Origin of the sequence: Oscillatoria nigro-viridis PCC 7112, assembly GCF_000317475.1 — a bacterium.
Lineage (GTDB): Bacteria > Cyanobacteriota > Cyanobacteriia > Cyanobacteriales > Microcoleaceae > Microcoleus > Microcoleus nigroviridis.
In genome coordinates, this window is the sequence record NC_019729.1 from 7,359,570 (window position 1) to 7,385,190 (window position 25,621).

Genomic DNA, 25,621 nt, shown 5'->3' on the forward strand with positions numbered 1-25,621 from the left:
ACTGTACTTCATAAACTTGGAAGATGCTGTAAAAGATAAAAGGACGATCGCCCGGGCGATCGTCCTTTTATTTGCGGCACGTACAATCAGCTTTGAAGCTTGTTTGAATCCGAGACTATTTGCGGTTGTTGAGCCATTTAGCAGCAACTATTCCCAAAATAGCGGCAACAACTGGATTTCCCAAAAACTTCATCAAACTCGGCTGTTCTGCCAGCACTTCTCGGAAAATATCCGGGTGATTGTGATATGTAAACGAGGCCAACTTGGTAACATCGTCAGCATTCATGCGGCTGGCGTGGTGGGTAGAAAGTCCTAGCTGCTTTTCCAATTGGCGATCGTTCAATCCTCTCTTGCCCAAATGCTTGAAGAATTCCCGCGCCACGTCGTCGAGTTCGTTTGGCTTAATTTGGGCGATCGCCTTTTGCAATTCCGGTTCCAACTGCGCCGGCGGGAGGGAGTCGTGATTCAGAGAACGCCCGAATAATTGTTTGCGCTGATCGGGCGAAGTTCTCTGAGCAAAGTCGTCAAAATTTTGGTACTCTTCACCGGTTGTCTCCGGCATCATTTCTCGATTTCCCTGGGCCAAATCGCTCATGATTTGACGCTTGTAACTATCGCTGCTACTCATGGTAACTCTCTTCCAATCTACACAACATTTCAGTCTTAAATTGAGATGGTTTCGCCTTCAAAAAACTGCCGAATATTAAACCGCCACGCGGCTATCATTTAAGCTTGCTAACCCGGTCAAGACTTGTAGTCAATCTGATTTGATTGCTGGTCGTACTTAGCAGTCAAGATCAGTTTTTTGTCAGGAGCGTAAACCAAAACACTTACATCCTGATTCGGGAAATTGCGGTGAAAACCTTGTGCTAAAGATTTCGCCAAATCTTTCACTTCAGTAGGGCGAACTTGCGGGGTAATTACAACTCCCAATTTGTTATTGTCGCGCACGTAAGCATCCTGAACCAGCCCCTGAGCCGTCAATGTTACCCATTTACCAAAATCTTGACCTGCGACGGTATTCCCGCGTTCTAGCTGCGCGTAATAACCCTGAGCGCCACCAATTGCTACAGGTACATCAGTCGGTTTTTGAGCTGAAACGCTGGGCGCGCAGGCAGTAGTAACTGCCAGCATTAATACCAAAAGTACGCCCGCAATTATTTTGCGACTCTGCTGCAATAAACTCACCTTTTTTCCTCCGTTCCTCAAACATTTGGAATCATTGAAAGGGTCAGATTGCTCGACGACCCTTTCAATTAGTATTAGGCTTAGTCTAGTTTCTTTTTGATCTCATCTTTTACATCTTCGATCGCGTGACCAGCTTCAGCTTTTGCCTGCTTGGCTTTGCCTTCTGCTTTATCCTTCGGATCGCCAGTAACATTGCCTAGGGCTTCTTGAGCAGCGCCTGCGATGTTGTTGCCAGTTGCCTTTGCTCTATCTTTAGTGCTCATGGGTTTCTCCCTATCTGTATCTAATCAGACATTTTTTACTTAAACTCATCATAGGTAACTAGGAGCTGCGTTGCACTCTACCTCTAGGAAGAAACAATGAATAACAAATGGAATAGGGAATAGGGAATAGGGAATAGGGAACAGGTATTTTCTCTCTTGAACCAACTGCAACTTTCCTACTTTATTTTTGTTTTTTTTACCTTTTATAGGGGTTGCCATGCAGTATTTATGTTAAAAAAAATGGTGTACGATCGGCCGTACACCCAAGACTGCTTTTTTCCTAATAAATTTTTTTGATTTTATTTTTTTATTTTAATTCTTAATTGAATTCTGGCTTCTGCCTTCCCAAGACGAGTGTGGGCAAGACCGCATCTGACCCACACCCGAAAAAAAACCTATTAGGTTTAATCTACCTTGTGATGACATTCTTCATCTATTTTGTGCTGAAGTTCTTCTTTCAACTGTTCGACAGCGCGCCTAGTTTGAGCATCTTCTTTTTTTTGCTGACCGAGGGCTTTTTCTGTTTCCTCGCCGAGTAATATTTCCCTGGATTTGGGTAGCGTGACTTGATTTTCGCTGCCAGTATGGGTCGTGTTTTCTTGACTATTCATTAGTTTTTCCTCAATTGTTTGCAAAAATTTTTTTTAACAAGGGTACTTAGAAGTTAACCTTATATTTATGATAACGCAAATCACGAAGACTTCCCTCTACCTGAAGGGAGATAGAGGCTGGTGAAGAGTTTGGAGTTTTATAGTTAAGATAAATTACGAAAACTTGCATTAGCCCGAAAGGAGATAGGGGAAGGGGAATAGTGCGTGAGATTGCTTGGTGAGTCGCAAGGCGCGGGCAGTGAATGAGTTGGGAAAAGGCGAGGAGGGGGGAGAATTGTTCTGCAGCGCGCGGGATGGCATTAAGGGTCAAATGTTTTTGTATGAGGCTCTTTGGACAGGGAGCATCTCAATGAAAGCAGCCCAGCTAGAAATTGGAGTTTTGAGGCTCTCTTGCTGCGAAGCCCTCTTGCTGCGAGGAAAGAGTCAGAAGGAAGGAGCTAGAAGGAGTGTTTTTACAAATATGAGATGCTCCCCTTTGGACATCGGTAAAAGATGAAGAGAGAAATGGGAGGCAGTTTAGTGCAGACTTAAGTCTATGGGGAAAGTTTGACCGTTAAAATCAACAGGATGCACCAATTCCCAAGTTTTGTGGCGATCGGGTTAAATAATCTGCTAAACAAGAGTTAGCGTCAAGGCTAACTTCCAGCAGGATCGAACTAAAATTTCTGTTATTAGTAAAAATTATCTAAAACCCTATGGGAGCAAGGAGCAGTAACCCCCTCGAAGCAGCCGGCCCGACTCGTGAGCCGATCGAAATAGGCGTGTTGCATTCGCTGACGGGCACGATGTCCATCAGCGAAATTTCTGTTAAAGATGCGACGCTGTTGGCTGTTGAGGAAATTAATGCGGCGGGAGGGGTGCTCGGACGCCCCTTGGAAGCGGTGATAGAAGATGGAGGCAGCGATTTGCAGACTTTTGCTCAAAAAGCTAAGCAATTGCTCCTAGAAGCGCAGGTGGCGGTGGTATTTGGCTGTTGGACTTCGGCGAGCCGCAAAGCTGTACTGCCGGTTTTCGAGCAGGGCCAAGGGTTGCTGTTCTATCCGGTGCAGTATGAAGGGCTAGAACAGTGTCCGAATATTTTCTACACTGGTGCTGCCCCGAACCAACAGATTGTGCCTGGGGTGAATTACTTGCTGGCACAGGGAAAGCGGAAAATTTTCCTGTTGGGCTCGGATTATATTTTTCCCCGCACGGCAAATCGGATTGTGAAAGCTCAACTGGCGGCACTGGGGGGAGAGTTGGCGGGGGAAGTGTATCTGCCGTTGGGATCGAGGGAAGTGGGCGAGGCGATCGCACATATCTTAGCAGTGAAACCAGATGCTATTCTCAACACTCTCAACGGCGACAGCAATGTGGCTTTTTTCCAAAAGTTGCGGGAAGCGGGCGTGAAACCCGAGGATTTGCCGGTGATGTCGGTCAGCGTAGCAGAAGAGGAAGTGCGATCGATCGGGCCGTCCAATATTGCTGGACATTTGGTGGTATGGAACTATTTTCAAACGGTTGATACACCGGAAAATCGTAAATTTGTCAAGGCTTATAAAGCCCGATACGGGGAAAATCGAGTCACCGATGACCCGATCGAAGCGGCTTATTTGGGCGTTTACCTGTGGAAGCAAGCAGTAGAAAAAGCTGGTTCGACAAATGCGGTTAAAGTCAGGGCGGCTGCTAAAAATATTGAGTTTGCAGCGCCTTCGGGCAAGGTAAAAATAGATGGCCAAACGCAGCATATCTGGAAAACAGTGCGGATTGGCAAGGTGAGGGTGGACGGTCAAATTGAGGAGATTTGGAATTCCGGCGCACCGGTGCAACCAGATCCTTTTCTCAAAGCCTATCCTTGGGCGGCGCCACTTGCTACGAGGGGGATTTCTCTGGGAACTCGGGCGTCTTTGAGCGGGCTGTTTGTCATCTTGGTACTGATAACTTGGATGGCGGTGGGAGTCGGGTGGATGGGTTCTGTGGAGATGAAGAACTATTTGCTGACAATAGAGGCTGCCTCCGATCCGGCGGCGGGGGTTCCCGAGGCAGCTATGGCGGTGCTGGTGCAGCAAACTCTCTTGGTGGCGAGCCGCACTCAGCACTGGCTGATGGGGGCTTTGGGTTTGAGTTTGATCGCGGGGATAGTGGCTTTTGTGTCGGTGTCGGCAATTATTCGGAATCTCGGCTGGCTGCGGGAAACTGCCGAACAGATGGCGAGCGGTGATTTGACGGCTCGATCGCCTGTGGTTTCTAATGACGCGATCGGCGTGCTATCTTCTACTCTCAATACAATGGCTCAGCAAATTAGCAGTTTGCTCAACGGTTTGGAAGTGCGACAGCGGCAGCTAGAGGAACGATCGGCCGAATTGGAAATCGCCAAGAATGCTGCCGAAGCTGCCAACCGGGCGAAAAGCTCTTTTTTGGCAAATATGACTCACGAGTTGCGGACGCCTTTGAATGCGATTATCGGCTACAGCGAGCTGCTGCAAGAAGAGGCTCTGGAACTCGGCGAAGAAGAGTTTGTGATGGATTTGGCAAGCATTAATATCGCAGGCAAGCAGTTGCTCTACATTATTAGTGACATCTTGGATATTTCTAAAATTGAAGCAGGAAAGATGACTCTTTTCTTGGAGAATTTTGAGGTGTGGGATTTGATCGAGCAGGTTGTCACTACTGTTCAACCCATGCTAGGGAAAAATGGCAACACTTTGATCGTCAATTGCGATCGCAATATTGGCACGATCTACTCCGATTCGTCGAAGCTGCGGCAAGCGCTGTTAAATTTGGCGAGCAATGCTGCTAAGTTTACCGATCGAGGCAAAATTACGATTAATGTTTGGAAGGAAAAAGGGGAGGTTTTGCCGATCGACAATTCCGAAGAACTCTCGGCAGATCCTTCTCGGTGTCAACAGCCTTCGATCGTTTTTCAAGTAACCGATACCGGCATCGGCATGACTGAGGATCAGGTGTCGAGGCTGTTCGGAGCTTTTACCCAAGCAGACGATTCTACTACCCGCAAATACGGCGGCACCGGTTTGGGGCTGACAATTAGCCGGAAGTTTTGCCAGATGATGGGCGGAGACATTACCGTTGAGAGCGAATTTGATTGCGGTTCTACTTTTACGATCCGGTTGCCGATTGCGGTTACAAGCCCGAAAGAAGCCCAGGACGATCGAGAAATCGCAGAAATGCAGCCGAAGTCTTCCGAGGAGTTAGAAACGAGTGCAGCGGCGGCTGAAGCGAAGCAAAAAGCAGTGCGATCGCAACCGCTGGATCTCCCCGATGCTGCTACTGTGCTGGTGATTGACGACGATCCAGACGCGCGGGATTTGATGACCCGCTGCTTGTCTAAACAGGGATTTCGGGTGCGATCGTCGGCTAGCGGTCAAGGGGGGCTTCTGTTGGCTAAGGAGTTGCTGCCCGACGCGATTATTCTGGACGTGATGATGCCGAGTATGGACGGCTGGGCGGTGCTGTCGGCATTGAAAGCCGATCGAGATTTGGTTGATATTCCAGTGATTATGATAACTTTTTTGGACGACCAAAATCAGGGTTGGGAATTGGGAGCGGCGGAGTATGTGAGGAAGCCTGTGGATTACAAGCGCTTTGCTGCTTTATTGAGTAAATATCAGAGTCTGAGGAAGTAGTTATTAGTCATATCTATTCTGGTTGCACGAGCAAGATATTGTTGACTGTTAACTGTTGGCTGTTGACTAAAATTATGGTTTCGGAACAACTGACTGTTTAGACATTTAAACAATACCGATGTAACCGCAAACTATATCAGCAGTTATTAGCCATTGAACTCTGAAATGTGAAAGATGAGGTATTAACTGTTGTGAACTATTAATATCGAATCTGTTAGCATCGGAATTATTCCTATCTCTATTCTCGACCTCTGCGTGAATCAGTGTCAATCCTTTCTCCGGGGCGGTTAATACATTCTCTTTTTTTACCGCAGATACAGGCAGATAAACACAGATTAACGCAGATGAATTAGATTTATTCCGGTTGCAGGGTCCGTGATTGTTGACTGTTGACTGGATTTTACTATTCCGATGCTACTGGAATTGATATAACAGTTATAGCAACCGCGAAGACGCTGAGGACGTTATTGATTGTTAAAATTCTTACTGGGAGAGTTTTCTGCGGAAGGTCTTCTGCTATAACTGTTATCAATCACCAAAAATATTAAAATATTTAATCGAACTCCTGCCAACGGCTCGGATACTTTTGTTGTAACTAAAAAGTGAGATTTTGTGGCTTGAGTAGTTCGCTTTGGCAGCGAAATCAAATTCTTTGGCTAACCTGTGACCGCATGAGGAATAGAGATTTGCAGCGCTTTTTCGCTCGTGCTTTTCCTGACCCAGTTGATGTATTTAACAATGGCGAAAGGATTGTTAGGCGTTGCTGAATCACACTAGGAAAATAGATAAGTTGGAAATTCCGAAGATGTTCTGACGCGCTTGTTTCATTTTGTGCAGATTGAGTAGTTCATACCATAAATCAGCAATGCCACTCTGGCGTTAGTTGGGGCATTGTTCTAGTGAAGGTAGGTTACGAGGGTCGATCGCCTGCATCGCTGGCCGCAGTTGCATCGGGTGCTGCAGATTCTAGCTCCGGTGGCAGATGATTGGTGATGAAGGAACTCCAATGAGCTATCCCATCTGAATCAAATTCCACCTGCAAAATTGACGCATTCGGTACTGGAAATCCTCGCGAAAATCCTAAAAGCCGATTCATCGCAACGGCATCAATTACCGTTGGGTTAGCCAAAATCTGCCACAGCATTGCTTTGATAAAAAATCCATGTGAAAAGACAACTACAAAACCCGATTGTTGTTGTAACTGGTTGAGGGTAGTTCGGACTCGTTCCATCAGTTGAACCAACGATTCGGCGTTGGGTCCATCGACATATTCAGGGTCGCAGCGGTCCCAGTAAGCTTTGCTCAAAGGTTTGCGAGCCTGGGTTGTGGTTGGTTGGTCGAACTGTAGGTCTAGATAGGTAAATTCCTGAACTTGCCAAACCTCAACGGGTGTATGTGGAAATTGTTGAATCAATGGTTGAGCAGTGAGTTGTGTTCTTAGATAAGGTGAAGTCACAATCAAGTCTGGAGTTTGTTTAACGGCGGTTGGAATACATCTTGATTGTCGATCGCCCAATTCACTTAAGGCATTTTCATGCGGTCCAATAGTTGCCAACCCTGCATTGGATTGACTTTGACCGTGACGAATAATCCAGATAGACACGGTTTGATATTCCCTCTCATTTAATGGGTGAAAATCACTTCAAGGGTGTTGCTGAATCACGGTAGGAAAATATATAATTTGGAAATTCCGAAGATGTTCTGAGGCGCTTGTTTCATTTTTTGCAGATTGAGTCGTTCATACCATCAATTAGCAACGCAGATTGTTAAAATTAGCAGAGTTAAATAAATCATTTTAGACGATTCAATTGCTCGATCGCCTTTGTCAAGAACTTGTCTAAAAAAGTTTAATTAGTCATTAGTTAACAGCGAAAAACTAATAACTAATGACCAATGACTAATTAATCTAAGAAGCCCATTAATGTTGAGCTATCGTCAATTTCGTTTGAGGCAATGGGGCGGTTTCCTCCCATTGTGGAGTAAACTTCATCAATGTGCAGAGTGCTGATGGCAATAGGGCGAGCACCGGACATACTGAACATTTCACTGACTTGCATGGCGCTGGAGCCGATCGGGCGGTTGCCCATTGTCGCAACCACTTCAAAGTCGCTGGATTCGACCGGGCGATTGGCTACAATGCCGTAGGTTTCGCTGATGTGCAGGGTGCTGGCGCCGATCGGGCGGTTCCCCGATATCGAGACGGTCTCGCTGATGGTAAAATCGTCTGGGCCGACGGGGCGGTTGTCATGCAGGAGTTGCGGCCGATACAGTTGAATTCCTGTTGCTTTGGCATCCGTGGGTTCTGCCGCTTGGCTTTTGGAACCGCCTTTGCCGCGGCGGGCGATCGCTTTGCCTTTGCCTGTACCTGTACTGCTCGTATCCATAATTCTTTTCCTCGCTTATTGCTGTTGATTGCTGGGTTCGGACAACTGCTTTTCTTGGCTTTCTGCTTTCTATTTCGGCCGATGATTAAAATAATATTACAAAGTCTAACTATTTTCTGAACGAATTGCACGATCTCTGCATTTTTGTTAAGATTTATGGGTAATAGCTACATTTTCCTATGGTAACTGCGGCAGCATCTTTTCAATTGCAAGCGCCCTTCCAGCCCACAGGCGACCAACCGCTAGCGATCGAGCAACTTGTCAAAGGCATCGAAGCGGGCGATCGATTTCAAACCTTACTCGGTGCCACAGGTACGGGCAAAACCTTCTCCATTGCCTCGGTGATTGAAAAAGTCGGCAGACCCACCTTAGTCCTAGCACACAACAAAACCCTGGCAGCTCAACTGTGCAACGAACTGCGAAATTTTTTCCCGAACAATGCAGTCGAATACTTTGTCAGTTATTACGACTACTACCAACCTGAAGCATACATCGCCGTCACCGATACTTTCATTGAGAAAACAGCCGCAATTAATGACGAGATCGATATGTTGCGGCACTCCGCCACGCGATCGCTCTTTGAACGCCGCGACGTAATTGTAGTTGCTTCAATTAGCTGCATCTACGGTTTGGGAATGCCCGCAGAATACCTGAAAGCAGCTATTCCTTTGCAAGTAGGAATGGAAGTCAACCAGCGGCAAGTTTTGCGCGATTTAGTCAACGTCCAATACAGCCGCAACGATATAGATTTAGGCAGAGGCAAATTTCGCGTCAAAGGCGATGTTTTGGAAATTGGCCCCGCTTACGAAGATAGAATTATTCGCGTTGAATTCTTCGGCGACGAAATCGATGCCATTCGCTACGTTGACCCGGTAACTGGTAAAATCCTGCAAAGTTCAACGGCTTTAAATATCTATCCAGCGCGCCACTTTGTCACGGCAGAAGATAAATTAGAGGCAGCTTGTCAAGGGATAGAACTCGAATTAGAAGACCGACTGGCAGAATTTGAAAAACAGGGTAAACTCTTAGAAGCTCAGCGTTTGGAACAGCGCACGCGCTACGATTTAGAAATGCTGCGCGAGGTAGGTTACTGCAACGGAGTCGAGAATTATTCGCGGCATTTAGCAGGGAGAAATGCGGGGGAACCGCCAGAATGTTTGATTGATTATTTCCCGAAAGATTGGATGTTGGTGATTGATGAATCTCACGTCACAGTGCCGCAAATTCGGGGGATGTACAACGGCGACCAAGCGCGCAAAAAAGTATTGATAGAACACGGTTTTCGCTTGCCCAGCGCGGCAGATAACCGCCCTTTAAAAGCAGAGGAATTCTGGGCAAAAGAGAATCAGTGCATCTTTGTTTCGGCTACGCCTGGGGATTGGGAAATGGAAATATCTGAAGGCAGAGTTGCAGAGCAAGTAATTCGCCCTACCGGAGTAATAGATCCGACTATTTTCGTGCGCCCGACGGAAGGACAAATTGATGATTTGTTGGGGGAAATTAAGGAGAGAGTAAGTCGGGACGAGCGAGTTTTGGTGACGACTTTAACCAAGCGGATGGCGGAAGATTTAACCGAATATTTGCAGGAAAGGGGAATTAGAGTGCGGTATTTGCACTCGGAAATCCAGTCGATTCAACGCATCGAAATTATCCAAGATTTGCAGGATGGTAAGTTTGATGTATTGATTGGTGTTAACTTGCTGCGGGAAGGTTTGGATTTGCCTGAAGTTTCGCTGGTGGTAATTTTGGATGCGGATAAAGAGGGGTTTTTGCGATCGGGACGTTCGTTGATTCAAACGATTGGAAGGGCGGCGCGGCACGTTCAGGGACAGGCTATTTTGTACGCGGATAATTTGACGGATAGTATGGTTAAGGCGATCGACGAAACGGATCGGCGCCGGGGGATTCAGCTAGCGTACAATAAGATGCACGGGATTACGCCACAGCCGATCGCCAAAAAGCGATCGAGTAATGCGATTTTGGCATTTTTGGATGTGTCGCGCAAGCTGAATTCTCAGCAGTTGGAGGAGGTTTACGAACAGGTAAACGACTTATCTTTGGATGAGATTCCTCAGTTAATCGGGCGGTTGGAAGCGCAGATGAAGGCGGCGGCTAAGAAGTTGGAGTTTGAGGAGGCGGGTAAATTGCGCGATCGGATCAAGCATTTGCGGGATAAGCTATTGGGACATTAAGGAAGAGTGGGAGGATATGATGTTCGATCGCATTACCTTCGATCCAAAAATTATGGGAGGAAGAGCTTGCATTCGAGGAATGCGAATCACTGTTTCTTTGGTAGTGAGTTTAGTAGCAAATGGGATGAGTGTACAGGAAATTTTGGCAGCTTATCCTTATTTGGAAGCTGAGGATATTAAAGCTAGTCTCCAGTATCAACTCTCAACCTCAATGCTATGAATGCACCCGCTCGTTTAGAGTTTCCCATTGCTAAGGCCCAATATCTCTTCAGCAGTGCCGCGGAAGCAGGAGTAGGCGGAGATAAGCAGAAATTCTGGCGGGAGGTGATGGGGTTTGAGTCACCGGAGGCGATTCGAGACGCAATTATAGCCCAAATCTCGCTAGAATTGTTACAGCCAGTCGGACAGAATGACTATGGAGAACGCTACCAAGCTATTATTTTAGTTACAGGGCGATCGGGAGTATCTTGGCAAATCCGTACAGGTTGGATTGTTTTATTTGGTGAAGATATTGCTAGATTTGTTACCGCATTTCCTCAACGCTTTGGGAGACAGCAATGAGCAAATTTCAGTTATTGGATGCAGTGACTTTAACCGAAGCAGTCGCCCTGGCTGATGGCGAGATTGCACCGCCACAAACAGCCGGGACAATTGTTGAGGTTTTCAAGAATGGTGAAGCTTATTTAGTAGAATTATTTGGCGGATGGGTGAAAGCAGAAGTTGGCGGGGATTTTGTGCCTGCAACTCAGCATGAACCTGGAGCATTTATGCAAACCATTGGTGTTGAAACAGTTTATCCGCATCAGTTGCAATTAGTAAAATCTGCCGACCAAATGATGGGGATTCGAGAGCATTTACTGTCGGTTTTAAATAATTTACCTGACGAGTTAGTGGCTGAAGTCTGCGATTTTGCGGAGTTTTTGCAGGAAAAACAGCAAAAAGTGCGATCGTATTAGGTAGCTGACTCACAAATTTTCTCTATCTTTTTATTGCTAATGTCAAGGAGGTTTGTTTCTTTAATCCGCCACGCAGCATAGGCTAGAACTTCTTTAAAGTCTTCTTCTTCAAGTTCTGGATAAGTTTGGCGTATTTCTGCTGTCGAATAGTGAGACGCCATCATTGAGATGATAGTCTCAACAGTTATGGGTAAGTTGCGAATGCAAGGTTTTCCCGCCATGAATTCTGAATCGGAGGTAATTCTAGTAAATTGCTGGATATTTTCTTTGCTAGTCGTTGCACTTTCATTGTCCAGAATTACTATTCCAAGTCCCGGTATATAGCGCACGGGTTGACCAAGTTTCATCGGGTCTACATCTCCCCAATCATAAGGGGGAATTTCATTATCGACGAGGTAAAGCTGACGCCAAGTCGATTTTGCCAATGTTTCCTCGGAAATGTCAGGAAAAAATATTAGCACTTCTGCGATGCCAACGGGAAAACCATTGAGTTTGCTCAAGCCATCTATAATTGTGGCTAGGACGGATAAGTCTAGGTGGCTGAGGTTTTCGGCTTTTTCGATCAGTTGGTATACGGTTTCAGGATTGAGTGTTTCGCCCACAGCTTCGACTAAGTTTTCGGGGGTGAAACCTCGACATTTCAAGTATTCGGCTAGTTGTAAGCGAATTGTACTCATGGGTTTAGTTGAGAAAGATTTTAAGGTGAAGTGCGATCGCCCTTTACCATTGTCCTATTTTTTGGATGGAAAGGGCGATCGTACTTTTTACCAGATTCCTAACCTTTGGGCTGATTCGCGATCGGATAAGTTGTTGTCTGATCGCTAATCATCAGAAAGGTTACATAGCTATTGAGCTTGTCCAAACTTAGCTATGAAATCGTAAATTTGGTCATTACTCAGGCGGCCAAAGTCTGGCGGGTTAACTATGCCCCTGCCTTTGACTACCAGTTGGGCTATAGCAATCAGCATGGTACGGACTTGCCAGCCTAAAGGGTTAGGAAATTGTCCATCTTTTGCGCTAAAATGTTGGGACATATATTTTATGGTTAGGTGTGCTGTTGGTGGTCTGAAGTTAAGAGTTCAAACCACCTTGAGTTTTCTAGCCAAAACGAGGGTTCTGTCTGAATTACGAGTTCAGACGGCCTTTTTCGTTTTTACTACTTTGAACCGCAGATGCACGCAGATCTACGCTGATCAATTGCAGAAGTCTGCGACAAGAATCTTTAGAGCGGCTTGATACAGGTCAGTGCAGTCGCTTCTAGATTCTGAATTACAACAGAGCGTCCCTATCACTTGCAGGTGTAGGGGCGTTATTTATTTTTAACGGTTTTCCGGTCAATTGTCAAGTCATTTTTTGATATTTAATCAGGAAAAATTAGGGATTGAAACTGAGTGTCATCGCGGGATCGTAGTCGGTTATTGCAAGCAGCCTAGGATACTTGTTTACTAAGTAATACTTGTTCACTAAAACACAGTAATACTTGTTCACTAAAACACAGTAATACTTGTTTACTAAAACACAGTAATACTTGTTTACCAAAATACAGTAATACTTGTTTGCTAAAATACAGTAACACTTGTTTGCTAAAATACAGTAACACTTGTTTACTAAAATACAGTAACACTTGTTTACTAAAATACAGTAACACTTGTTTACTAAAATACAGTAATACTTGTTTACTAAAATACAGTAATACTTGTTTACTAAAATACAGTAATACTTGTTTACTAAAATACAGTAATACTTGTTTACTAAAATGATTAATATTTAAAAAGCTAATTTGCTAAAATGATTAATATTTAAAAAGCTAAAATAGGATTGAGATTTACAATACCTGACGGGGTGACAAGCAAGTTGAAAGATATATTAGACAAGGGTTTGAGTTGATCTGCCTCAAAAAAGATATGTGCGTGTGATTACGACTTTTTCGGGGGTAGATAACGGAGAATAAGGAACGGCGGCGATCGCTACTATCATAATTGTCAAAAAGCAAGTCATAATCGCTGATATCTTTTTGGATGTTCAGGACCCTTAACGCTTTACTCATAAAGGTTTCAGGCGCTTTGTCACCCCGTCAGGTAGCGGATGGGCGATCGCGACAGCATCGGTATTGCCAGAAAAAGCCGGACTAATAAACTCATCCTTCTCCTCGGCTGTGATGTAACCCTTATCTACAGCTAGCTGCATCACTTCCTCAAGAAAACCTCTCAGCACATCTAATACGTGAGTGCGATCGAACTCAAACTGCTTTTCCCAGCACGAAGTCCCAAACTTAATCCAAGTGCAGTTAATCTTATTGTCGATCGGTAGCAACATAATAGTGAACCAACTCTCACCAAAGTCTATTTCTATTGGTTTACCTTGCGATAGCTTCGCAATTTCCTTGGGAAAGTAATTGTCAATCATCATACAGATATCTGGATCTAAAAATACCTCTTTTTGAGCATCACCTATTTCTATGAAAACTTTATGGTTGTATTCAAAACAGAAACATCGCCATCCCATTTCAAAATGAGAAAGCTCTCCTAATGGGTCTTCGGGAGGATCTGCCCAGTCTTCTAAGAAACGCTCTGTTAATCTAATATCAAATTTTTGACTACTATTCATGGCGAATACTCCTATTTAATTAGGACAAAATTGAATAATGTACAGGATAACCATAAACCATAGACACGATCTTAGAAAAGAGATAAGTTGGGTTTCGCTTCCTCAACCCAACCTACTAATTAGGATTAAGGCGTGGGATTAGGATACTTAGCGTGCACCGCATCGATTTCCGCTACGATATCCCGATCCAATTTCACATCCAAACTACCGATATTTTCCTCCAACTGTTCGAGCCCACATTCCGCACCCTCAACTGGCACACACGCAGTTGGGGTGCCCCGTCCGAGTCGATCAGTCGGCTCTAGATGAGTAGAAATACTCTCGCCTGCCGTGTCAGGTGATCGAGCAAGCGATCGATTCAGTTGGAAAATGTACGAGCGTGTAAATTAACAACAAAAACCAATTATCCCCCGTGCGACGCGGAGGATAAAAATAGTCTAAACTCAAGTAGCAAACAATTCGCTCGATCGAATGAAACCCGTGCATCAAGCAACTGAACTCGCCGTCTCTAACCTCGACCATCTTGGTTTAATAGCAGGTCTAGTTGATGAAATAGAAATTGTCCAAAAAATCAATGAGTTAGTAGGGGAACAACCGGGTGAGATTGTCAGTCCAGGTCTAGCAGTCAAAGCAATGATTATCAATGGGTTAGGGCTTGTTTCCGCTCCATTATACTTATTTCCTAAATTTTTTGAAGGCAAAGCGCTCGAACATTTAATGGGTGAAGGTATTCAAGCATCACACCTGAATGAATACCGTTTAGGTAGAGTATTAGACAAGCTATATTTAGCAGGCAGCAGCCAAATATTTACAACTATTGCCGCTTCAGCAGCTCAAAAATTTGAGCTCGATACAGAGACATCCCATTTAGATTCAACTTCCTTTCACCTGCATGGCAAATACGAATCCGAGCTACCATCTGTATCTGTTATCGAGCCAGAAACGGCGCTAGATAGCGAAGATAGCGAAGATAGCGAGTCAACTAAACCCGTGTCATCTGCCGTGCCAATTAAGATTACCTACGGCTACTCCCGCGATCGCAGACCCGACTTAAAACAATTCATTTTAGATTTAATTTGTAGTAGCGATGGAGATGTACCGCTATTTTTACGGGTGGGTTCGGGAAATGAATCAGATCGAGCCATATTCGCATCAATTTGTCAGGAGTTTAAACAACAGTTAAACCTTGACAGTTTAATGGTTGCAGATAGTGCATTATATTCAGCTCCTAACTTAGAAATGTTAACCAATTTAAGATGGTTAACCCGCGTACCGTTGAGTATCAAGCAAGCGCAGCAACTGGTATCTCAGTTAAATGAAGCAGAATTTACCCCCAGTTCTGTGAGTGGATAGCTGGTCAGAACACAAAAGTAATTATGGTGGAATTGAACAAAGATGGCTAGTAGTAGAGAGCAGTTTGCGACGCGATTCAGACCGAACAAAAACTCGAAAAAAAACTCAAAAAAGCCCAGGCTGAAGCTGAGAATAAACTGCAAGAACTCTCAAAAATTGAATTTGCTTGTGCCGCCGACGCTGCCGCCGCAGCTCATCGCTTATCCAAACAACTAAAATTTTACAATATCACCCAAGTTAGTAGCAAAGAAATTACAGTAAAGACTAATACTAACGATCCAAATGCTCGCGAGAAATCCAGCTCGAAACAGAGATTTAAAGTTCAAGCAAAACTGGAACCAGATACAGGTGCGATCGCCAAAGAAACCAAAGCCTGTGGCAGGTTTATTCTCGCCACTAATGTGCTGGAAACTCAGCAATTAGAGCCTGACGATATGATTGTGAAATACAAAGAACAGCAGTCAGCAGAAAGAGGGTTTGGGTTCTTGAAAGATCCGCTGTTTTTTACGGACAGTGTATTTCTCAAGTCGCCGGAAAGAATCGAAGCTTTGGCATTGGTAATGGGTTTGTGTTTGTTAGTCTATACTTTAGGTCAAAGGTTACTGCGTCACAGTTTGCAACGCACTAATTCCCAATTGAAAAATCAGTTGGGCAAACAAACTAATCGACCGACGCTCCGTTGGATTTGCCAGATATTTCAATCAATTCATCTGGTGAGCCTACAAGGGATTCAACAAATTTCTAATTTAACAGCCGAGCGAATGGCTATATTGAACTTGCTGCCGCTCTCCTGTAAGTCTTATTATTTATTAATCTGAGATCGAGCAGTTTGTTTGATGAGCAAAACTGACAGAAATTTCATAAATATTTGATTCAGTAGTGATGTGTAATTATCAGGCTGCTGGAAATATCTGCTGTCGATTAATAGTTAATTATGACGGATGAAGGTGTTGTTAGATATCGAGAATCTAGGATTTGCCCGAAAGCAGTTAATTTTCAACTTGCCCCAACAGGTCGATGCGATTGTGACCCAACAGGTCGCGGGTATTTTTGATTATTATCTCGGACGAGAGACTCGGACGGAGCACCCCAACTGCGTGTGTGCCAGTTGAGGGTGCGGAATGTGGGTTCGAGACTGGTTGCACCGATAATTGTACTCGTGACAAACCAGCGCGATCGCACATACGCCAAAGCCATCTGCGCCGGACTTATCCCATGTTTCCCCGCAATCTCAACATAGGCTTTCACCGCATCATTCAGATTAGTTTTATCGTAACGCTGACCAAATCCCGCGAATAAAGCCAACCTAGAATTTTCGGGAATTCCATTCAAGTATTTACCCGTTAACAGCCCAAACCCCAAAGGACTGTAAGCCATCAATCCCACATTCTTAAAACGGCAAGTTTCTGCTAAATTCAGGTGAAATGTCCGATTGGTCAAACTGAAAGCATTCTGAATCGAAACAACCTTCGGCAACCCGTGTTTTTCCGCCAATTCACAAAACTCGCAAACTCCCCAAGGCGTCTCGTTACTCAAACCCAAATAGCGGATTTTTCCAGCTTTAATCAAATCAGCAAATACCTCTAACTGTTCCAAAATCGGTACAGTTTCGTGTTCTTGGGCGATGTCGTAATCCGGCGCGCCAAATAGCGGCACGTAGCGATCGGGCCAGTGGATCTGATACAGGTCGATGTAGTCGGTTTGCAAGCGCTTCAGGCTGTCATTCAGGGCTTTTTCGACATTTGGGCGATCGATCTGATTTTTCCCTTCCCGAATCCAGTTGAATCGGCGAGTGCTTCTGCCCGCTACTTTAGTAGCTATAATGACTTTATCCCGCTGCTGTTTCGCCAACCACTCGCCGATATATTCCTCTGTTTTTCCCTGAGTTTCCGGTTTTCCAGGGACGGGATACATTTCAGCCGTATCGATAAAGTTGATGCCTCTATCGATCGCAAAATCGAGCTGTTGGGTCGCTTCTGCCACGGTGTTCTGCTGGCCGTAAGTCATCGTACCCAAACAAATTGCAGATACTGATAAGTCGCTGTCGCCTAGTTTTTTGTATTCCATGAGTTTGATCGCTGGCAAATAATCTGATTCTATATTACCGAAAAAATTTGATTTAATTGACAGCTCCTGAAAAGTGCGATCTGCTTTCTCCTCTCTTCCTCTTTTCCTCTGCGCTCTCTGCGCCCTCTGCGGTTTAATAAATCAAAAAATATTCGCACTTAAATGTTAATATAAATAATTCGTATTCCTCTGATGTATGAGTAACCGCCCGCTAAAAGTTCCGTTTGTCAACCTCTCCCTGCAACACCAACCAATCCAATCCCAAATAACAGAAGCAATTAGAAAAATTATCGAGCAAGGAGATTTTATTTTAGGTCAAGCACTGACCGAATTTGAAACAGCATTTGCAGCAGCTTCTGGAGTAAAATACGGCGTAGGAGTGGCTTGCGGAACAGATGCGATCGCTCTGGGACTTCAAGCTTGCGGCATTAATCCGGGCGACGAAATTATCATACCCGCTAACACTTTTATCGCCACCGCGATCGCCGTCCTCCAAGCCAAAGCTATACCTATTCTTGTAGATTGCGACCCGGAAACCGCCCTGATTGACCTCACAGCAGCCTCCACAGCAGTTACCTCGAAAACTAAAGCAATTATCCCCGTACACCTCTACGGTCAAATGGTGTCGCCCCGGCAGCTTTTAGATTTTGCGAACCGCCACGATTTGATCGTATTTGAAGATGCCGCCCAAGCGCACTTAGCCGAAAGAGAAGGATACCGCGCGGGTTCCATTGGTAAAGCAGCAGCATTCAGCTTTTATCCCAGCAAAAACCTCGGTGCTTTTGGCGACGGCGGGATGTTAATTACTAACGATGCAGAGCTCGCAGAAAAAATGCGAACTCTCCGCAATTACGGAGCACCCAGCAAATATTTGCACACAGAAATCGGCACCAACAGCCGTCTCGACAATTTGCAAGCTGCCGTGCTCAATGTTAAATTGCCTTACTTAGAACAATGGAATCGCGATCGCGCCGCCGCCGCCCAACACTACAATACTCTATTAGAACCCCTGAAACACAAAGGCATTGTACCCATCGCCAACCACAGCAGCAGCGGTCACATTTATCACCTGTATGTTATCAAAATTACTGAGGAAAGCTCGTTAGCGAAGCCCTCGAAGAGGATCGACCGCAACACCCTTCAGGAAAAACTCGCCCAACACGGCATTCAAACAGGTATACACTATCCCGTACCTTGTCACCTGCAACCCGCCTACCAAAACTTAGGCAATCGGGGCGACTTCCCCCGCGCCGAAACCCTGTGCGAGCAGATTTTATCATTGCCAATGTATCCCGGATTGAGCAATACTCAGATCGAGCAAGTTGTTCGGGCGATCGAACTATCATTGAATTGCTAATTGTTCGTAAAAGTTATGCTGAACCTGTTTCCAGCAGTAGAGTGCAGTTATAAAAGCATTTAAGTTCGGAATTAACTCACATCAGGCACCCATATCAAAAACCCGTAGGGGTGGGTTCACCAATAGCTTTAAAGGGTGCAGACAGGTTAAATAAACCCGCCCCCACCCTGCGCGAGAGTCCTTTATTGATATTGATGCCTGATGTCAGGAATTAACAAATCTTTAATTGACAGTTTAAAACCCCAAAGCGTTGCGAATCCAGCGCGGCAATCTTAAAACTTCTCAAACCATGCACATCCAGCGCAAAATTCGCATTGTTTTCAAGCGATACCTCCTGGGGGAAGGTATCACGGTGCTCCTAGTGCTGCTGTACGCCCCCCTGCTAGTACACTGGTACGACGGCTGGTTGAACAAAAGCATCAGCATCGAACACGAATATTTCAGCCACGGACTAATTGGTTTGCCCTACGCAGCTTATATTGCTTTGATGAACCGAAAGTGCTGGCGCAGCTTGCCCAACTCACCGCATCCTTTGGGAGGCTTTTTGCTGGTACTAGCCACGCTTTTTTATCTGAGTCGCTTGAGCGATTTAGTAAATTTATCCCTCCCCGTAATGCTGGCCAGCATTTGCTTATGTTTAAAAGGAATTCCCGGCTTGCAATTGCAGGCGATGCCGCTTTTATTCGTATTTCTGGCCTCGCCCAACCACATTCCTTACCTTATAGAACCCTACGCCTTGCCCTTGCAGCAATTCATTGCCGAAACATCAGGCTGGATATTAATTAAGGTTGGTATCAACGTGAGAGTGGAAGAAATTTATCTGTACGTGAACGAGCGCATCGTAGAAGTTGCTCCGCACTGTGCAGGCTTGAAAATGCTGTTTACCAGTCTTTACGTCAGCTTAATTCTGCTGGATTGGACGGGAGTTTGGATTTCCCGCAAAAAAAGCCTTTTGTTTTTAGTGATGACATCCATTATTAGCATCACTTCCAACATTTTCCGCAACACTGTACTAACTTACTTTCACGGAACCGACAGAGAGGCGCTTTTTACTTGGCTACACGCCGAATGGGGCGGAGATTTGTATTCTGCTTGTATACTAGGGTTATTGGTACTTCTCCTCAACGGGATGGAAAAGTATTTTCCAAGTCAGTCTGGCAATTAATGAAACAGATGATTTCAGCACACAAACTACTGCGGCGGTATCAATTATCTAAAATTATGGTACTGGTGTTTTTGCTGGTATTAGTTGGGGCAGTAGCAATTCCCGGCTACGCGACTGGAAGGTGGCCTTGGACAAACCAACCAACTCTTGCCAACATCAAGCAATTAAAAAGTTTGCACCAAAACGGGATAAAAATTCCTGGGTGGCAGGTTATAGCCGTTCAGAATAACGTCCAAATTGGTGCTCACAGATGGTTAGTTGAAGAAATTAAAAATGATCGAACAATTGCCATTTTATTGCTGTTGCCTCAAAATTACCCCAAAAACCAGCCGCAGGTAGAATGGCTAGATATCGATGGATTTCATCGGTGGCAAACCGATTCTCATCGCACTTTGAGGTTTACAGTTAAATTAGCACCAATACCCGGCCAGCCACCGCCTAATGTCGAGGCGAGGTTTTTCCGAAGCTGGACTCCCCAACAAACTTTTGCTGTCGTGCAGTGGTACGCTTGGCCTAACGGGGGTTCTCCAGCAACCAGTCGCTGGTTTTGGGAAGACAGCATTGCTAGACTGTCGAACCGCCGCGCTTCTTGGGTTGCTGTCAGTATCATCCTTCCCATTCAACCGCAGGGCGACATTAAGATAGCTCAACCATTGCTGGAATCTCTTGCCGAAAGTGTCCAGGCTAAATTAATTACAGAAACTTTTCGGTTTGAGTAAGCAGGTAGGTGCAAATAAATCGGTCTAGGGGGTGCGCGGATTTTGCCAAAATCAACTGCTTCCTAGTAAATATCCTGATTCAAATCGCCCCTAAAACATCTTATTGTTTTTTCTCGTCGCTATATTTAGATGAAACTTACAAGTCAGGCTATTATTCAAAATAATACTTTTTTAAATCGTCGGAAAATGCGGGAAAAATTCACTATTAAAAATCGCCTTGCTTTCTCCTTGGCAGGTCTGCATTCAACTGCTTGGACTCTATCTTTTGCTGCTGTATTCTGGGGTTTTAATAATAGCAAAAATTTTTCGGAAACGGCTTTAGCTCAATCTGTTGTTCCTGGTTCCGAGGGACTCGCGGCGCCACCGCCATTGCGTGTACCGCCACCGCCGCCTGCCAATTTCAACCGGGATATTAACCCAGCTTTTCGGAATCGGCCCTACCGCCTGGGCCCGGGAGACCAGATTTCTGTTCAAGTTCAGCGCTTCCCAGAGCTAGGTTTTACGGGTGCAATTAGCCCTGAAGGGGTCATTGTACTGCCGCTAATCGGAACAGTAAATGTGCGCGGTCTTACTGTCGAAGAATCACAGCAGCGCCTCCGGGAGCGCTTTGGCCAATTTATCAAAAATCCTCAAGTCTCGGCTGCTTTGCTGGTTCAGCGCCCAGTAGTGGTGACGGTGACGGGGGAAGTTGCCAGACCGGGTTTTTATCCGCTGCAAACCCCCCAGCTTCCTGCTGCTTTGGCGGCTGCTGCTGGGACTAATCCTACGGCGGAACTGCGAGGGGTGCGGGTGCGGCGGACTCTGCCTTCCGGTGCTGTCGCGGAGCAAGTTGTTGATATTTTGACACCGTTGCAAACTGGTATTGCTCCGCCGGATTTGCGTTTGGAAGATGGAGATGCGATCGTCGTACCGTATAAACAGGTTACGCCCGCGAGCAAATCCGATCGAGATTTAGCATCCAGGTACAGCCTCGCTGCTGCTGCTGTCCCCGTCCAAATCACTGTCACCGGAGAAGTCAGCAAACCCGGTTTTTACACGCTTCCGGCGGGTTCTGGTCGAATTTCGGCTGCTTTGGCGATTGCGGGGGGAGTCACGGGAAAAGCCGATTTGCGGGAGGTGCGAGTGCGGCGGACGCTGATGGACGGCTCCTCGGTGGAACAACCAATCGACCTCTACACTCCCTTAGCAAACGCTAACGATTTGTTCGATGTTCCTTTGGCATCGGGAGATGTGATTGTCATCCCGGAATTGGACGCCAGTACCAAAAACCTAGACTACGACAAAGCTCTGGTTTCGCGGTCTACTCTGATTAAGCCGAGGATCTACGTTCGAGTTTTGAGTTACGCTAGTGGTGGTTTGACCTCGTTCTACGTAGAAAATGGCAGCAGGTTTTTGGATGCTCTCAACAACTTGCCTGTTAATCTTGCTGACTTGCGGAAAATAGCCCTGATTCGGTTCGACGAAAAGCAAGGTAGAGCAATCAACCGTTCGATAGATGCTAAAGCTGCTTTGGAGGGCAATGTTTCTCAGAACCCGATGCTCGAAGATAATGATGTGATTGTGATTGGTAGGAATTTGGTAGAGCGCATTGGTTATGTAATCAATACTTTTACTCGACCATTCCGGGATACTTTGGGATTTATTCTGTTCTTTGAGCAGTTGAGAAATGGGGTGAAAAATCTGTTCGGCCCATGACGTAATGATAGGTAGTCATACCATTTTAGATTTTAGATTTTAGATTTAAGATTTAAGATGGGGAATGACTTAGGCGATATGGGTTTTAATCACAGACCGAAAGTTCTAAGGTTTTTGGGGGATTTGTAGAATTAGTCAGCAGTCATTAGTTATCGTTAAGAATTAGCAATCTAAAATCTAAAATCTAAAATCTAAAATCGTCATGACTTTATCCGTTGTCAAACGTTATTTAATTGCTTTCGACCAATACAAGTGGGTGGGGCTGGCTACTCTCGCGGTGACTGTGGGCGTGTCGGGAGTAGTGGCCCTGCAGCCAAAGGCGGCCCCAGTTTACGTTGCAATAGGTACGCTGGCATACGACAGACCGAGCGTGATTTTTTCATCGACTACTACTAAAATTCAACAGGAAGGACAAGAAATAACTAAAGATATGCTGCTGGATAAAATGGTGGTTAAACCAGCAGCAGAAAAACTCATCAAAGCCGAAAAAAAATTAAACCAAGAAGAAGCGGAAAACAAAGTAAAAGCTTTGGCTAAAAAGCTGGAAAAAGATGTGCAAGTAAAGATGCCCAGCAAGAATAATGACCCCAGCGCTTTGATTCAAGTATTGTACAAAAATGCCGATCGTAAAAAAGCCGTAGAGGTAGTAGAGACGCTGATGCAGGAAATGGTAGAGTACAGCAAAAAATTTAATACTTCTAGACTGCGAGCAACGATCGCCCAAATTAACCAGCGTTTGCCGAAAGTAACTCAGGAACTCAGAGAGACGGAAGCAAAACTTGAAGCTTACGAAAAACGAGAAGGAACTTCAATTTTAGCAGCTCAGAGCGGTGCTTTGCCGCAAGCGATTACCAGCAGCCAACAGCAGCAGCGGCAACTCCGCGTGCAGTTGGGAGGAATTGAAGCTCAAATTAACAGTTTGCAGGAGCGCTTGGGATTGAATGTGGAGCAAGCTTACGTCGCTCAAGCACTCTCTGCCGATCCCATTATTGCCCAACTGCGAGTGCAATTGTTTTCGATCGAATCTCAGCTCAAAATTCTCCGCAGCGACTTGCAGGAGGAACACCCGAAAATTGTAGAATTGCTCAAACAAAAACAAGCTTTTGAGCAGCAGTTGCAGCAGCGGCAATCAGAGGTACTCGGCGGTAACGGGGTGGCGGCTCCGCTCAGAAGTGCCGCTCGAATTCGGGTAGACTCTTCTTTAGATCCGGCCAGACAGCAGTTAGCTCAAACTTTGATTGGTTTGCAAACGCAGCGGGATGCGCTGCAACAGCAACTCCAAGGAATCGAGAAAACTGAACAGCTATTGCGTCGGGAACACGCGACAATCCCTAACAAGCAGTTAGAACAAGCGCGGTTAGCCCAGCAAGTGGCGTTCAAAAAAGCTCTCTACGACAAGATGCAGTCGGCTTTGGTAGATGCTGAGGCGGCGGTAGCTGAGACAACGGGGAGTTTGAGAATCGCCCAATTTCCGCAAACTGATGACGTGGAGTCAAACCAGAGAGGTTTGCCCGTGATGCTGGCTGTGGGCGGATTTGTGGGATTGCTGCTGGGCGGGGGGTTGATATTTTTGTTGGGGATGCTCAACGGCAAGTTTTACAGTTGGGAAGAAGTGCGGGCGGCTTTGGTGGAAAAAGAGGTGCCGATACTGGCAGTTTTGCCTGAAGTGACGGTGTTTGATTCCTACGGCGATGAAATAATGCCGCTCGCCCTGGAGGCAAATTCTCCCTATTTGGAATTTTACGAGCGGTTGCGTACTAATTTGCGCCGGATCGGGAACAAACCGGTCAAGGTGGTGTTGCTGACTTCGGCGGCGCCTTTGGAGGGGAAAAGTTTTAGCGCTTACAATTTGGCAATTGCATCGGCTCGATCGGGTAAACGGACTTTGTTAATTGAAGCAGATTTGCGATCGCCTTCTAACGTTGAATCTTTGAAAATTGCTGCCGATCCTTTGGCGACTGTGGAACCTTTGCACTATTACGGCAATATTAGCGAGTGCGTCCTTTTGGTTCCAGAGGTAGAGAATCTATACGTTGTGCCGAGTCCCGGCTTTTTGCGGCAAGCCTCCGCCGTACTCGAATCGAGCGAAATGCGGAGATTGTTTGAGGATGTTCGCAACCGCTTTGATTTTGTGGTTGTGGATTCTCCGGCATTGAGCGAGTGCAACGACGCGCTGACGCTGGAACCGTACACGGACGGTATGATTTTGGTGGCGCGGCCTGGCTACACTTTGTCTAGTATGTTGTCTGAGGCTGCGGATCAGTTGCTGGAATCCGAGGAGGACGAGTCGCATAAATCCGGCCCGCGGCTGTTGGGAGCGATTATTAACGGTGCTGATATTCCGGTGAAGTTCCGCAATGATATTGATATTGATGAATGGGAGTTGCCTTTGAGTGCGATCGGCGATCGCGCGATCGAAGTGCGATCGAGGCAATTACCGCAGCAGTCAAAGCCCAAAAACAAAGCTATTAATAGTAAATTGAGCTAATTTATCTGGCTCGATTCCGGTAAAGCAATCCTCAAGGAAATGTGAATATTTGAATATATTTTAGGGTGCGCCATCAGCAGCTTCAGCCGAAACCACCGCTAACATTCAGTCGATTTTAGATTTGAGATTTTAGATTGAACAATCTACTCCACAGATGAATCTGGGAGCTTCAACTTAGGTCTAAAATTTTGCGCTCTGGGCAACTCCGGTCTTCAAGCAAGTATCGGTTTTTGCGCGAGTTCAACAGTCAACAGCCAGTTGATTTTAAATTTTAGATTTTAGATTTTAGATTCGACTCCACAGATGAATCTGGGATCTGGAAATGATGTGTAAAATATTTCGCTTGTCAACAGTCAACAGTCAACAGTCAACAGTCAACACTTGAAAATGTGTCATCCCGCTATTGATTGGATTCCGGGCGTTTCTGGTGTTTGCTCTGGAGAAACTGTTCCAAATCGGCGATCGCATCTTCAAAATCCGACAAATTAATTTTCGCAGGTCTAGTCTTCTTCGGCAAACTCGAAGACTGACTCGAAGACTTAGCCGGAGGCGGTGGAGATTTAGGTTGTGCAGCTTGAGTGCTGTTCGATTCTATAGAATCGAACAATTCATCCAGGGATTCAAAAAATGATTGAGCCGAGGCCCGGCGTAAATCTTTCTGGTCGTCGTCATCCGTCATAAGCCACTCCATAGGGTCTAAAATTTGCCAACAAAGTCTGTCCGCCCCGGCGCGTGCAGATATTAGACATGAAAACCGACTAAAACAAGCAGGAGGACAGAATTTAACCGGGCGATGGGAATGCCTGTGGCTGAACTTGCTGCCCCATATAAAACCTGCTGCGGGCATTGTCAGCCTTCAAACTATATTTAACTCTACACCCGCCTACTGAGTGATTTGAGACTTGTGCAGACTCAGCTCAAAATTATTGACCCTGAAAAAATCTCAGTTACGG

Annotated in this window: 23 protein-coding genes and 1 pseudogene; 12 read left to right on the forward strand and 12 right to left on the reverse strand. The window is 45.6% G+C overall.

Going from position 1 to position 25,621, the window contains the following annotated elements:
• Nucleotides 1-115 precede the first annotated feature (115 nt).
• From OSC7112_RS30505 to OSC7112_RS30520, 4 genes are all read right to left on the reverse strand, one after another.
• Nucleotides 116-628 carry a hypothetical protein gene (locus tag OSC7112_RS30505; protein WP_015179535.1) on the reverse strand — a complete coding sequence of 171 codons (513 nt, stop codon included), beginning with the start codon at nt 626-628 and terminating at the stop codon, nt 116-118.
• Between the two features lie 116 nt (nt 629-744).
• Nucleotides 745-1,188: a hypothetical protein gene (locus OSC7112_RS30510; protein ID WP_015179536.1), complete on the reverse strand. Its 444-nt coding sequence runs from the start codon at nt 1,186-1,188 to the stop codon at nt 745-747.
• Between the two features lie 80 nt (nt 1,189-1,268).
• On the reverse strand, nt 1,269-1,451 hold the full coding sequence (locus OSC7112_RS30515; protein ID WP_015179537.1) for a CsbD family protein: 183 nt from the start codon (nt 1,449-1,451) through the stop codon (nt 1,269-1,271).
• Between the two features lie 404 nt (nt 1,452-1,855).
• Entirely contained in the window at nt 1,856-2,062 is a 207-nt protein-coding gene (locus tag OSC7112_RS30520) for a hypothetical protein (protein WP_015179538.1), read from the reverse strand.
• 695 nt (nt 2,063-2,757) lie between these two features.
• On the opposite strand from OSC7112_RS30520, the gene urtA reads away from it, so the two are divergent.
• Entirely contained in the window at nt 2,758-5,685 is a 2,928-nt protein-coding gene (gene urtA / locus OSC7112_RS30530) for an urea ABC transporter substrate-binding protein (protein ID WP_015179539.1), read from the forward strand.
• A gap of 910 nt (nt 5,686-6,595) precedes the next feature.
• Here the strand turns inward: urtA and OSC7112_RS30535 are convergent.
• Nucleotides 6,596-7,288, reverse strand: coding sequence for a histidine phosphatase family protein (locus OSC7112_RS30535; protein WP_015179540.1), 693 nt, complete (start codon nt 7,286-7,288; stop codon nt 6,596-6,598).
• A gap of 298 nt (nt 7,289-7,586) precedes the next feature.
• Complete coding sequence (locus OSC7112_RS30540) at nt 7,587-8,069, reverse strand: hypothetical protein (protein WP_015179541.1); 483 nt, start codon at nt 8,067-8,069, stop codon at nt 7,587-7,589.
• A gap of 179 nt (nt 8,070-8,248) precedes the next feature.
• Here OSC7112_RS30540 and uvrB point away from each other — a divergent pair, with 179 nt between their 5' ends.
• Genes uvrB through OSC7112_RS30560 form a run of 4 tightly spaced genes read left to right on the forward strand, consistent with a single transcriptional unit; the run spans nt 8,249 to nt 11,217 of the window.
• On the forward strand, nt 8,249-10,261 hold the full coding sequence (uvrB, locus tag OSC7112_RS30545) for an excinuclease ABC subunit UvrB (RefSeq protein ID WP_015179542.1): 2,013 nt from the start codon (nt 8,249-8,251) through the stop codon (nt 10,259-10,261).
• Nucleotides 10,262-10,277: 16 nt separating this feature from the next.
• Nucleotides 10,278-10,481 (forward strand): DUF433 domain-containing protein, encoded by a 204-nt coding sequence (locus OSC7112_RS30550; protein WP_223300721.1) that lies wholly within the window; start codon nt 10,278-10,280, stop codon nt 10,479-10,481.
• The gene (locus tag OSC7112_RS30555) at nt 10,478-10,822 is read left to right on the forward strand and encodes a DUF6883 domain-containing protein (protein ID WP_015179544.1); all 345 of its coding nucleotides are present in this window, start codon (nt 10,478-10,480) and stop codon (nt 10,820-10,822) included. Before OSC7112_RS30550 ends, OSC7112_RS30555 begins: the two co-directional genes overlap by 4 nt.
• Nucleotides 10,819-11,217 carry a DUF2281 domain-containing protein gene (locus tag OSC7112_RS30560; protein ID WP_015179545.1) on the forward strand — a complete coding sequence of 133 codons (399 nt, stop codon included), beginning with the start codon at nt 10,819-10,821 and terminating at the stop codon, nt 11,215-11,217. Before OSC7112_RS30555 ends, OSC7112_RS30560 begins: the two co-directional genes overlap by 4 nt.
• Here the strand turns inward: OSC7112_RS30560 and OSC7112_RS41380 are convergent.
• Entirely contained in the window at nt 11,214-11,894 is a 681-nt protein-coding gene (locus OSC7112_RS41380; RefSeq protein ID WP_015179546.1) for a DUF433 domain-containing protein, read from the reverse strand. The genes OSC7112_RS30560 and OSC7112_RS41380 overlap by 4 nt on opposite strands.
• Between OSC7112_RS41380 and OSC7112_RS40375 the strand changes: the two genes are divergently transcribed.
• The gene (locus tag OSC7112_RS40375) at nt 11,893-12,042 is read left to right on the forward strand and encodes a hypothetical protein (protein WP_190274298.1); all 150 of its coding nucleotides are present in this window, start codon (nt 11,893-11,895) and stop codon (nt 12,040-12,042) included. The genes OSC7112_RS41380 and OSC7112_RS40375 overlap by 2 nt on opposite strands.
• Before the next feature lie 20 nt (nt 12,043-12,062).
• On the opposite strand, the gene OSC7112_RS30575 is transcribed toward OSC7112_RS40375, so the two are convergent.
• The 3 genes from OSC7112_RS30575 to OSC7112_RS41995 all read right to left on the reverse strand — a co-directional run bounded on the left by OSC7112_RS30575 (nt 12,063) and on the right by OSC7112_RS41995 (nt 14,084).
• Nucleotides 12,063-12,251 carry a hypothetical protein gene (locus tag OSC7112_RS30575; protein WP_015179547.1) on the reverse strand — a complete coding sequence of 63 codons (189 nt, stop codon included), beginning with the start codon at nt 12,249-12,251 and terminating at the stop codon, nt 12,063-12,065.
• Nucleotides 12,252-13,260: 1,009 nt separating this feature from the next.
• A complete protein-coding gene (locus OSC7112_RS30580) occupies nt 13,261-13,824 on the reverse strand; it encodes a hypothetical protein (protein ID WP_015179549.1) in 564 nt (187 codons plus the stop codon).
• Between the two features lie 125 nt (nt 13,825-13,949).
• On the reverse strand, nt 13,950-14,084 hold the full coding sequence (locus tag OSC7112_RS41995; RefSeq protein WP_263053566.1) for a hypothetical protein: 135 nt from the start codon (nt 14,082-14,084) through the stop codon (nt 13,950-13,952).
• Between the two features lie 220 nt (nt 14,085-14,304).
• Here OSC7112_RS41995 and OSC7112_RS36485 point away from each other — a divergent pair.
• A pseudogene (locus OSC7112_RS36485) lies at nt 14,305-15,995 on the forward strand (IS1634 family transposase).
• Nucleotides 15,996-16,173: 178 nt separating this feature from the next.
• Here the strand turns inward: OSC7112_RS36485 and OSC7112_RS30595 are convergent.
• Nucleotides 16,174-17,244, reverse strand: coding sequence for an aldo/keto reductase (locus OSC7112_RS30595; RefSeq protein ID WP_015179550.1), 1,071 nt, complete (start codon nt 17,242-17,244; stop codon nt 16,174-16,176).
• A gap of 196 nt (nt 17,245-17,440) precedes the next feature.
• Here OSC7112_RS30595 and OSC7112_RS30600 point away from each other — a divergent pair, with 196 nt between their 5' ends.
• The 5 genes from OSC7112_RS30600 (at nt 17,441) to OSC7112_RS30620 (ending at nt 24,668) form a co-directional block, all read left to right on the forward strand.
• Nucleotides 17,441-18,601 (forward strand): DegT/DnrJ/EryC1/StrS family aminotransferase, encoded by a 1,161-nt coding sequence (locus OSC7112_RS30600; RefSeq protein WP_015179551.1) that lies wholly within the window; start codon nt 17,441-17,443, stop codon nt 18,599-18,601.
• Nucleotides 18,602-18,890: 289 nt separating this feature from the next.
• Entirely contained in the window at nt 18,891-19,766 is an 876-nt protein-coding gene (crtB, locus tag OSC7112_RS30605; RefSeq protein ID WP_015179552.1) for a cyanoexosortase B, read from the forward strand.
• Nucleotides 19,767-19,774: 8 nt separating this feature from the next.
• A complete protein-coding gene (locus OSC7112_RS30610) occupies nt 19,775-20,485 on the forward strand; it encodes a cyanoexosortase B system-associated protein (protein WP_223300722.1) in 711 nt (236 codons plus the stop codon).
• A gap of 129 nt (nt 20,486-20,614) precedes the next feature.
• Nucleotides 20,615-22,180 carry a polysaccharide biosynthesis/export family protein gene (locus tag OSC7112_RS30615; protein ID WP_015179554.1) on the forward strand — a complete coding sequence of 522 codons (1,566 nt, stop codon included), beginning with the start codon at nt 20,615-20,617 and terminating at the stop codon, nt 22,178-22,180.
• 202 nt (nt 22,181-22,382) lie between these two features.
• Nucleotides 22,383-24,668: a GumC family protein gene (locus tag OSC7112_RS30620; protein WP_015179555.1), complete on the forward strand. Its 2,286-nt coding sequence runs from the start codon at nt 22,383-22,385 to the stop codon at nt 24,666-24,668.
• 400 nt (nt 24,669-25,068) lie between these two features.
• On the opposite strand, the gene OSC7112_RS30625 is transcribed toward OSC7112_RS30620, so the two are convergent.
• Complete coding sequence (locus OSC7112_RS30625) at nt 25,069-25,347, reverse strand: hypothetical protein (protein ID WP_015179556.1); 279 nt, start codon at nt 25,345-25,347, stop codon at nt 25,069-25,071.
• Nucleotides 25,348-25,621 lie beyond the last annotated feature (274 nt).

Excerpts from the sequence above, each read along its gene's own strand:
- uvrB (WP_015179542.1), top strand. The coding sequence starts at position 8,249 with ATGGTAACTGCGGCAGCATCTTTTCAATTGCAAGCGCCCTTCCAGCCC.
- OSC7112_RS30620 (WP_015179555.1), top strand. The coding sequence starts at position 22,383 with ATGACTTTATCCGTTGTCAAACGTTATTTAATTGCTTTCGACCAATAC.
- OSC7112_RS40375 (WP_190274298.1), top strand. The coding sequence starts at position 11,893 with ATGGGTTTAGTTGAGAAAGATTTTAAGGTGAAGTGCGATCGCCCTTTA.
- OSC7112_RS30615 (WP_015179554.1), top strand. The coding sequence starts at position 20,615 with ATGAAACTTACAAGTCAGGCTATTATTCAAAATAATACTTTTTTAAAT.
- OSC7112_RS30575 (WP_015179547.1), bottom strand. The coding sequence starts at position 12,251 with ATGTCCCAACATTTTAGCGCAAAAGATGGACAATTTCCTAACCCTTTA.
- OSC7112_RS30610 (WP_223300722.1), top strand. The coding sequence starts at position 19,775 with ATGATTTCAGCACACAAACTACTGCGGCGGTATCAATTATCTAAAATT.
- OSC7112_RS41380 (WP_015179546.1), bottom strand. The coding sequence starts at position 11,894 with ATGAGTACAATTCGCTTACAACTAGCCGAATACTTGAAATGTCGAGGT.
- OSC7112_RS30540 (WP_015179541.1), bottom strand. The coding sequence starts at position 8,069 with ATGGATACGAGCAGTACAGGTACAGGCAAAGGCAAAGCGATCGCCCGC.
- OSC7112_RS30595 (WP_015179550.1), bottom strand. The coding sequence starts at position 17,244 with ATGGAATACAAAAAACTAGGCGACAGCGACTTATCAGTATCTGCAATT.
- OSC7112_RS30515 (WP_015179537.1), bottom strand. The coding sequence starts at position 1,451 with ATGAGCACTAAAGATAGAGCAAAGGCAACTGGCAACAACATCGCAGGC.
- OSC7112_RS30555 (WP_015179544.1), top strand. The coding sequence starts at position 10,478 with ATGAATGCACCCGCTCGTTTAGAGTTTCCCATTGCTAAGGCCCAATAT.
- crtB (WP_015179552.1), top strand. The coding sequence starts at position 18,891 with ATGCACATCCAGCGCAAAATTCGCATTGTTTTCAAGCGATACCTCCTG.
- urtA (WP_015179539.1), top strand. The coding sequence starts at position 2,758 with ATGGGAGCAAGGAGCAGTAACCCCCTCGAAGCAGCCGGCCCGACTCGT.
- OSC7112_RS30600 (WP_015179551.1), top strand. The coding sequence starts at position 17,441 with ATGAGTAACCGCCCGCTAAAAGTTCCGTTTGTCAACCTCTCCCTGCAA.
- OSC7112_RS30580 (WP_015179549.1), bottom strand. The coding sequence starts at position 13,824 with ATGAATAGTAGTCAAAAATTTGATATTAGATTAACAGAGCGTTTCTTA.
- OSC7112_RS30520 (WP_015179538.1), bottom strand. The coding sequence starts at position 2,062 with ATGAATAGTCAAGAAAACACGACCCATACTGGCAGCGAAAATCAAGTC.
- OSC7112_RS30505 (WP_015179535.1), bottom strand. The coding sequence starts at position 628 with ATGAGTAGCAGCGATAGTTACAAGCGTCAAATCATGAGCGATTTGGCC.
- OSC7112_RS30550 (WP_223300721.1), top strand. The coding sequence starts at position 10,278 with ATGATGTTCGATCGCATTACCTTCGATCCAAAAATTATGGGAGGAAGA.
- OSC7112_RS30560 (WP_015179545.1), top strand. The coding sequence starts at position 10,819 with ATGAGCAAATTTCAGTTATTGGATGCAGTGACTTTAACCGAAGCAGTC.
- OSC7112_RS30625 (WP_015179556.1), bottom strand. The coding sequence starts at position 25,347 with ATGACGGATGACGACGACCAGAAAGATTTACGCCGGGCCTCGGCTCAA.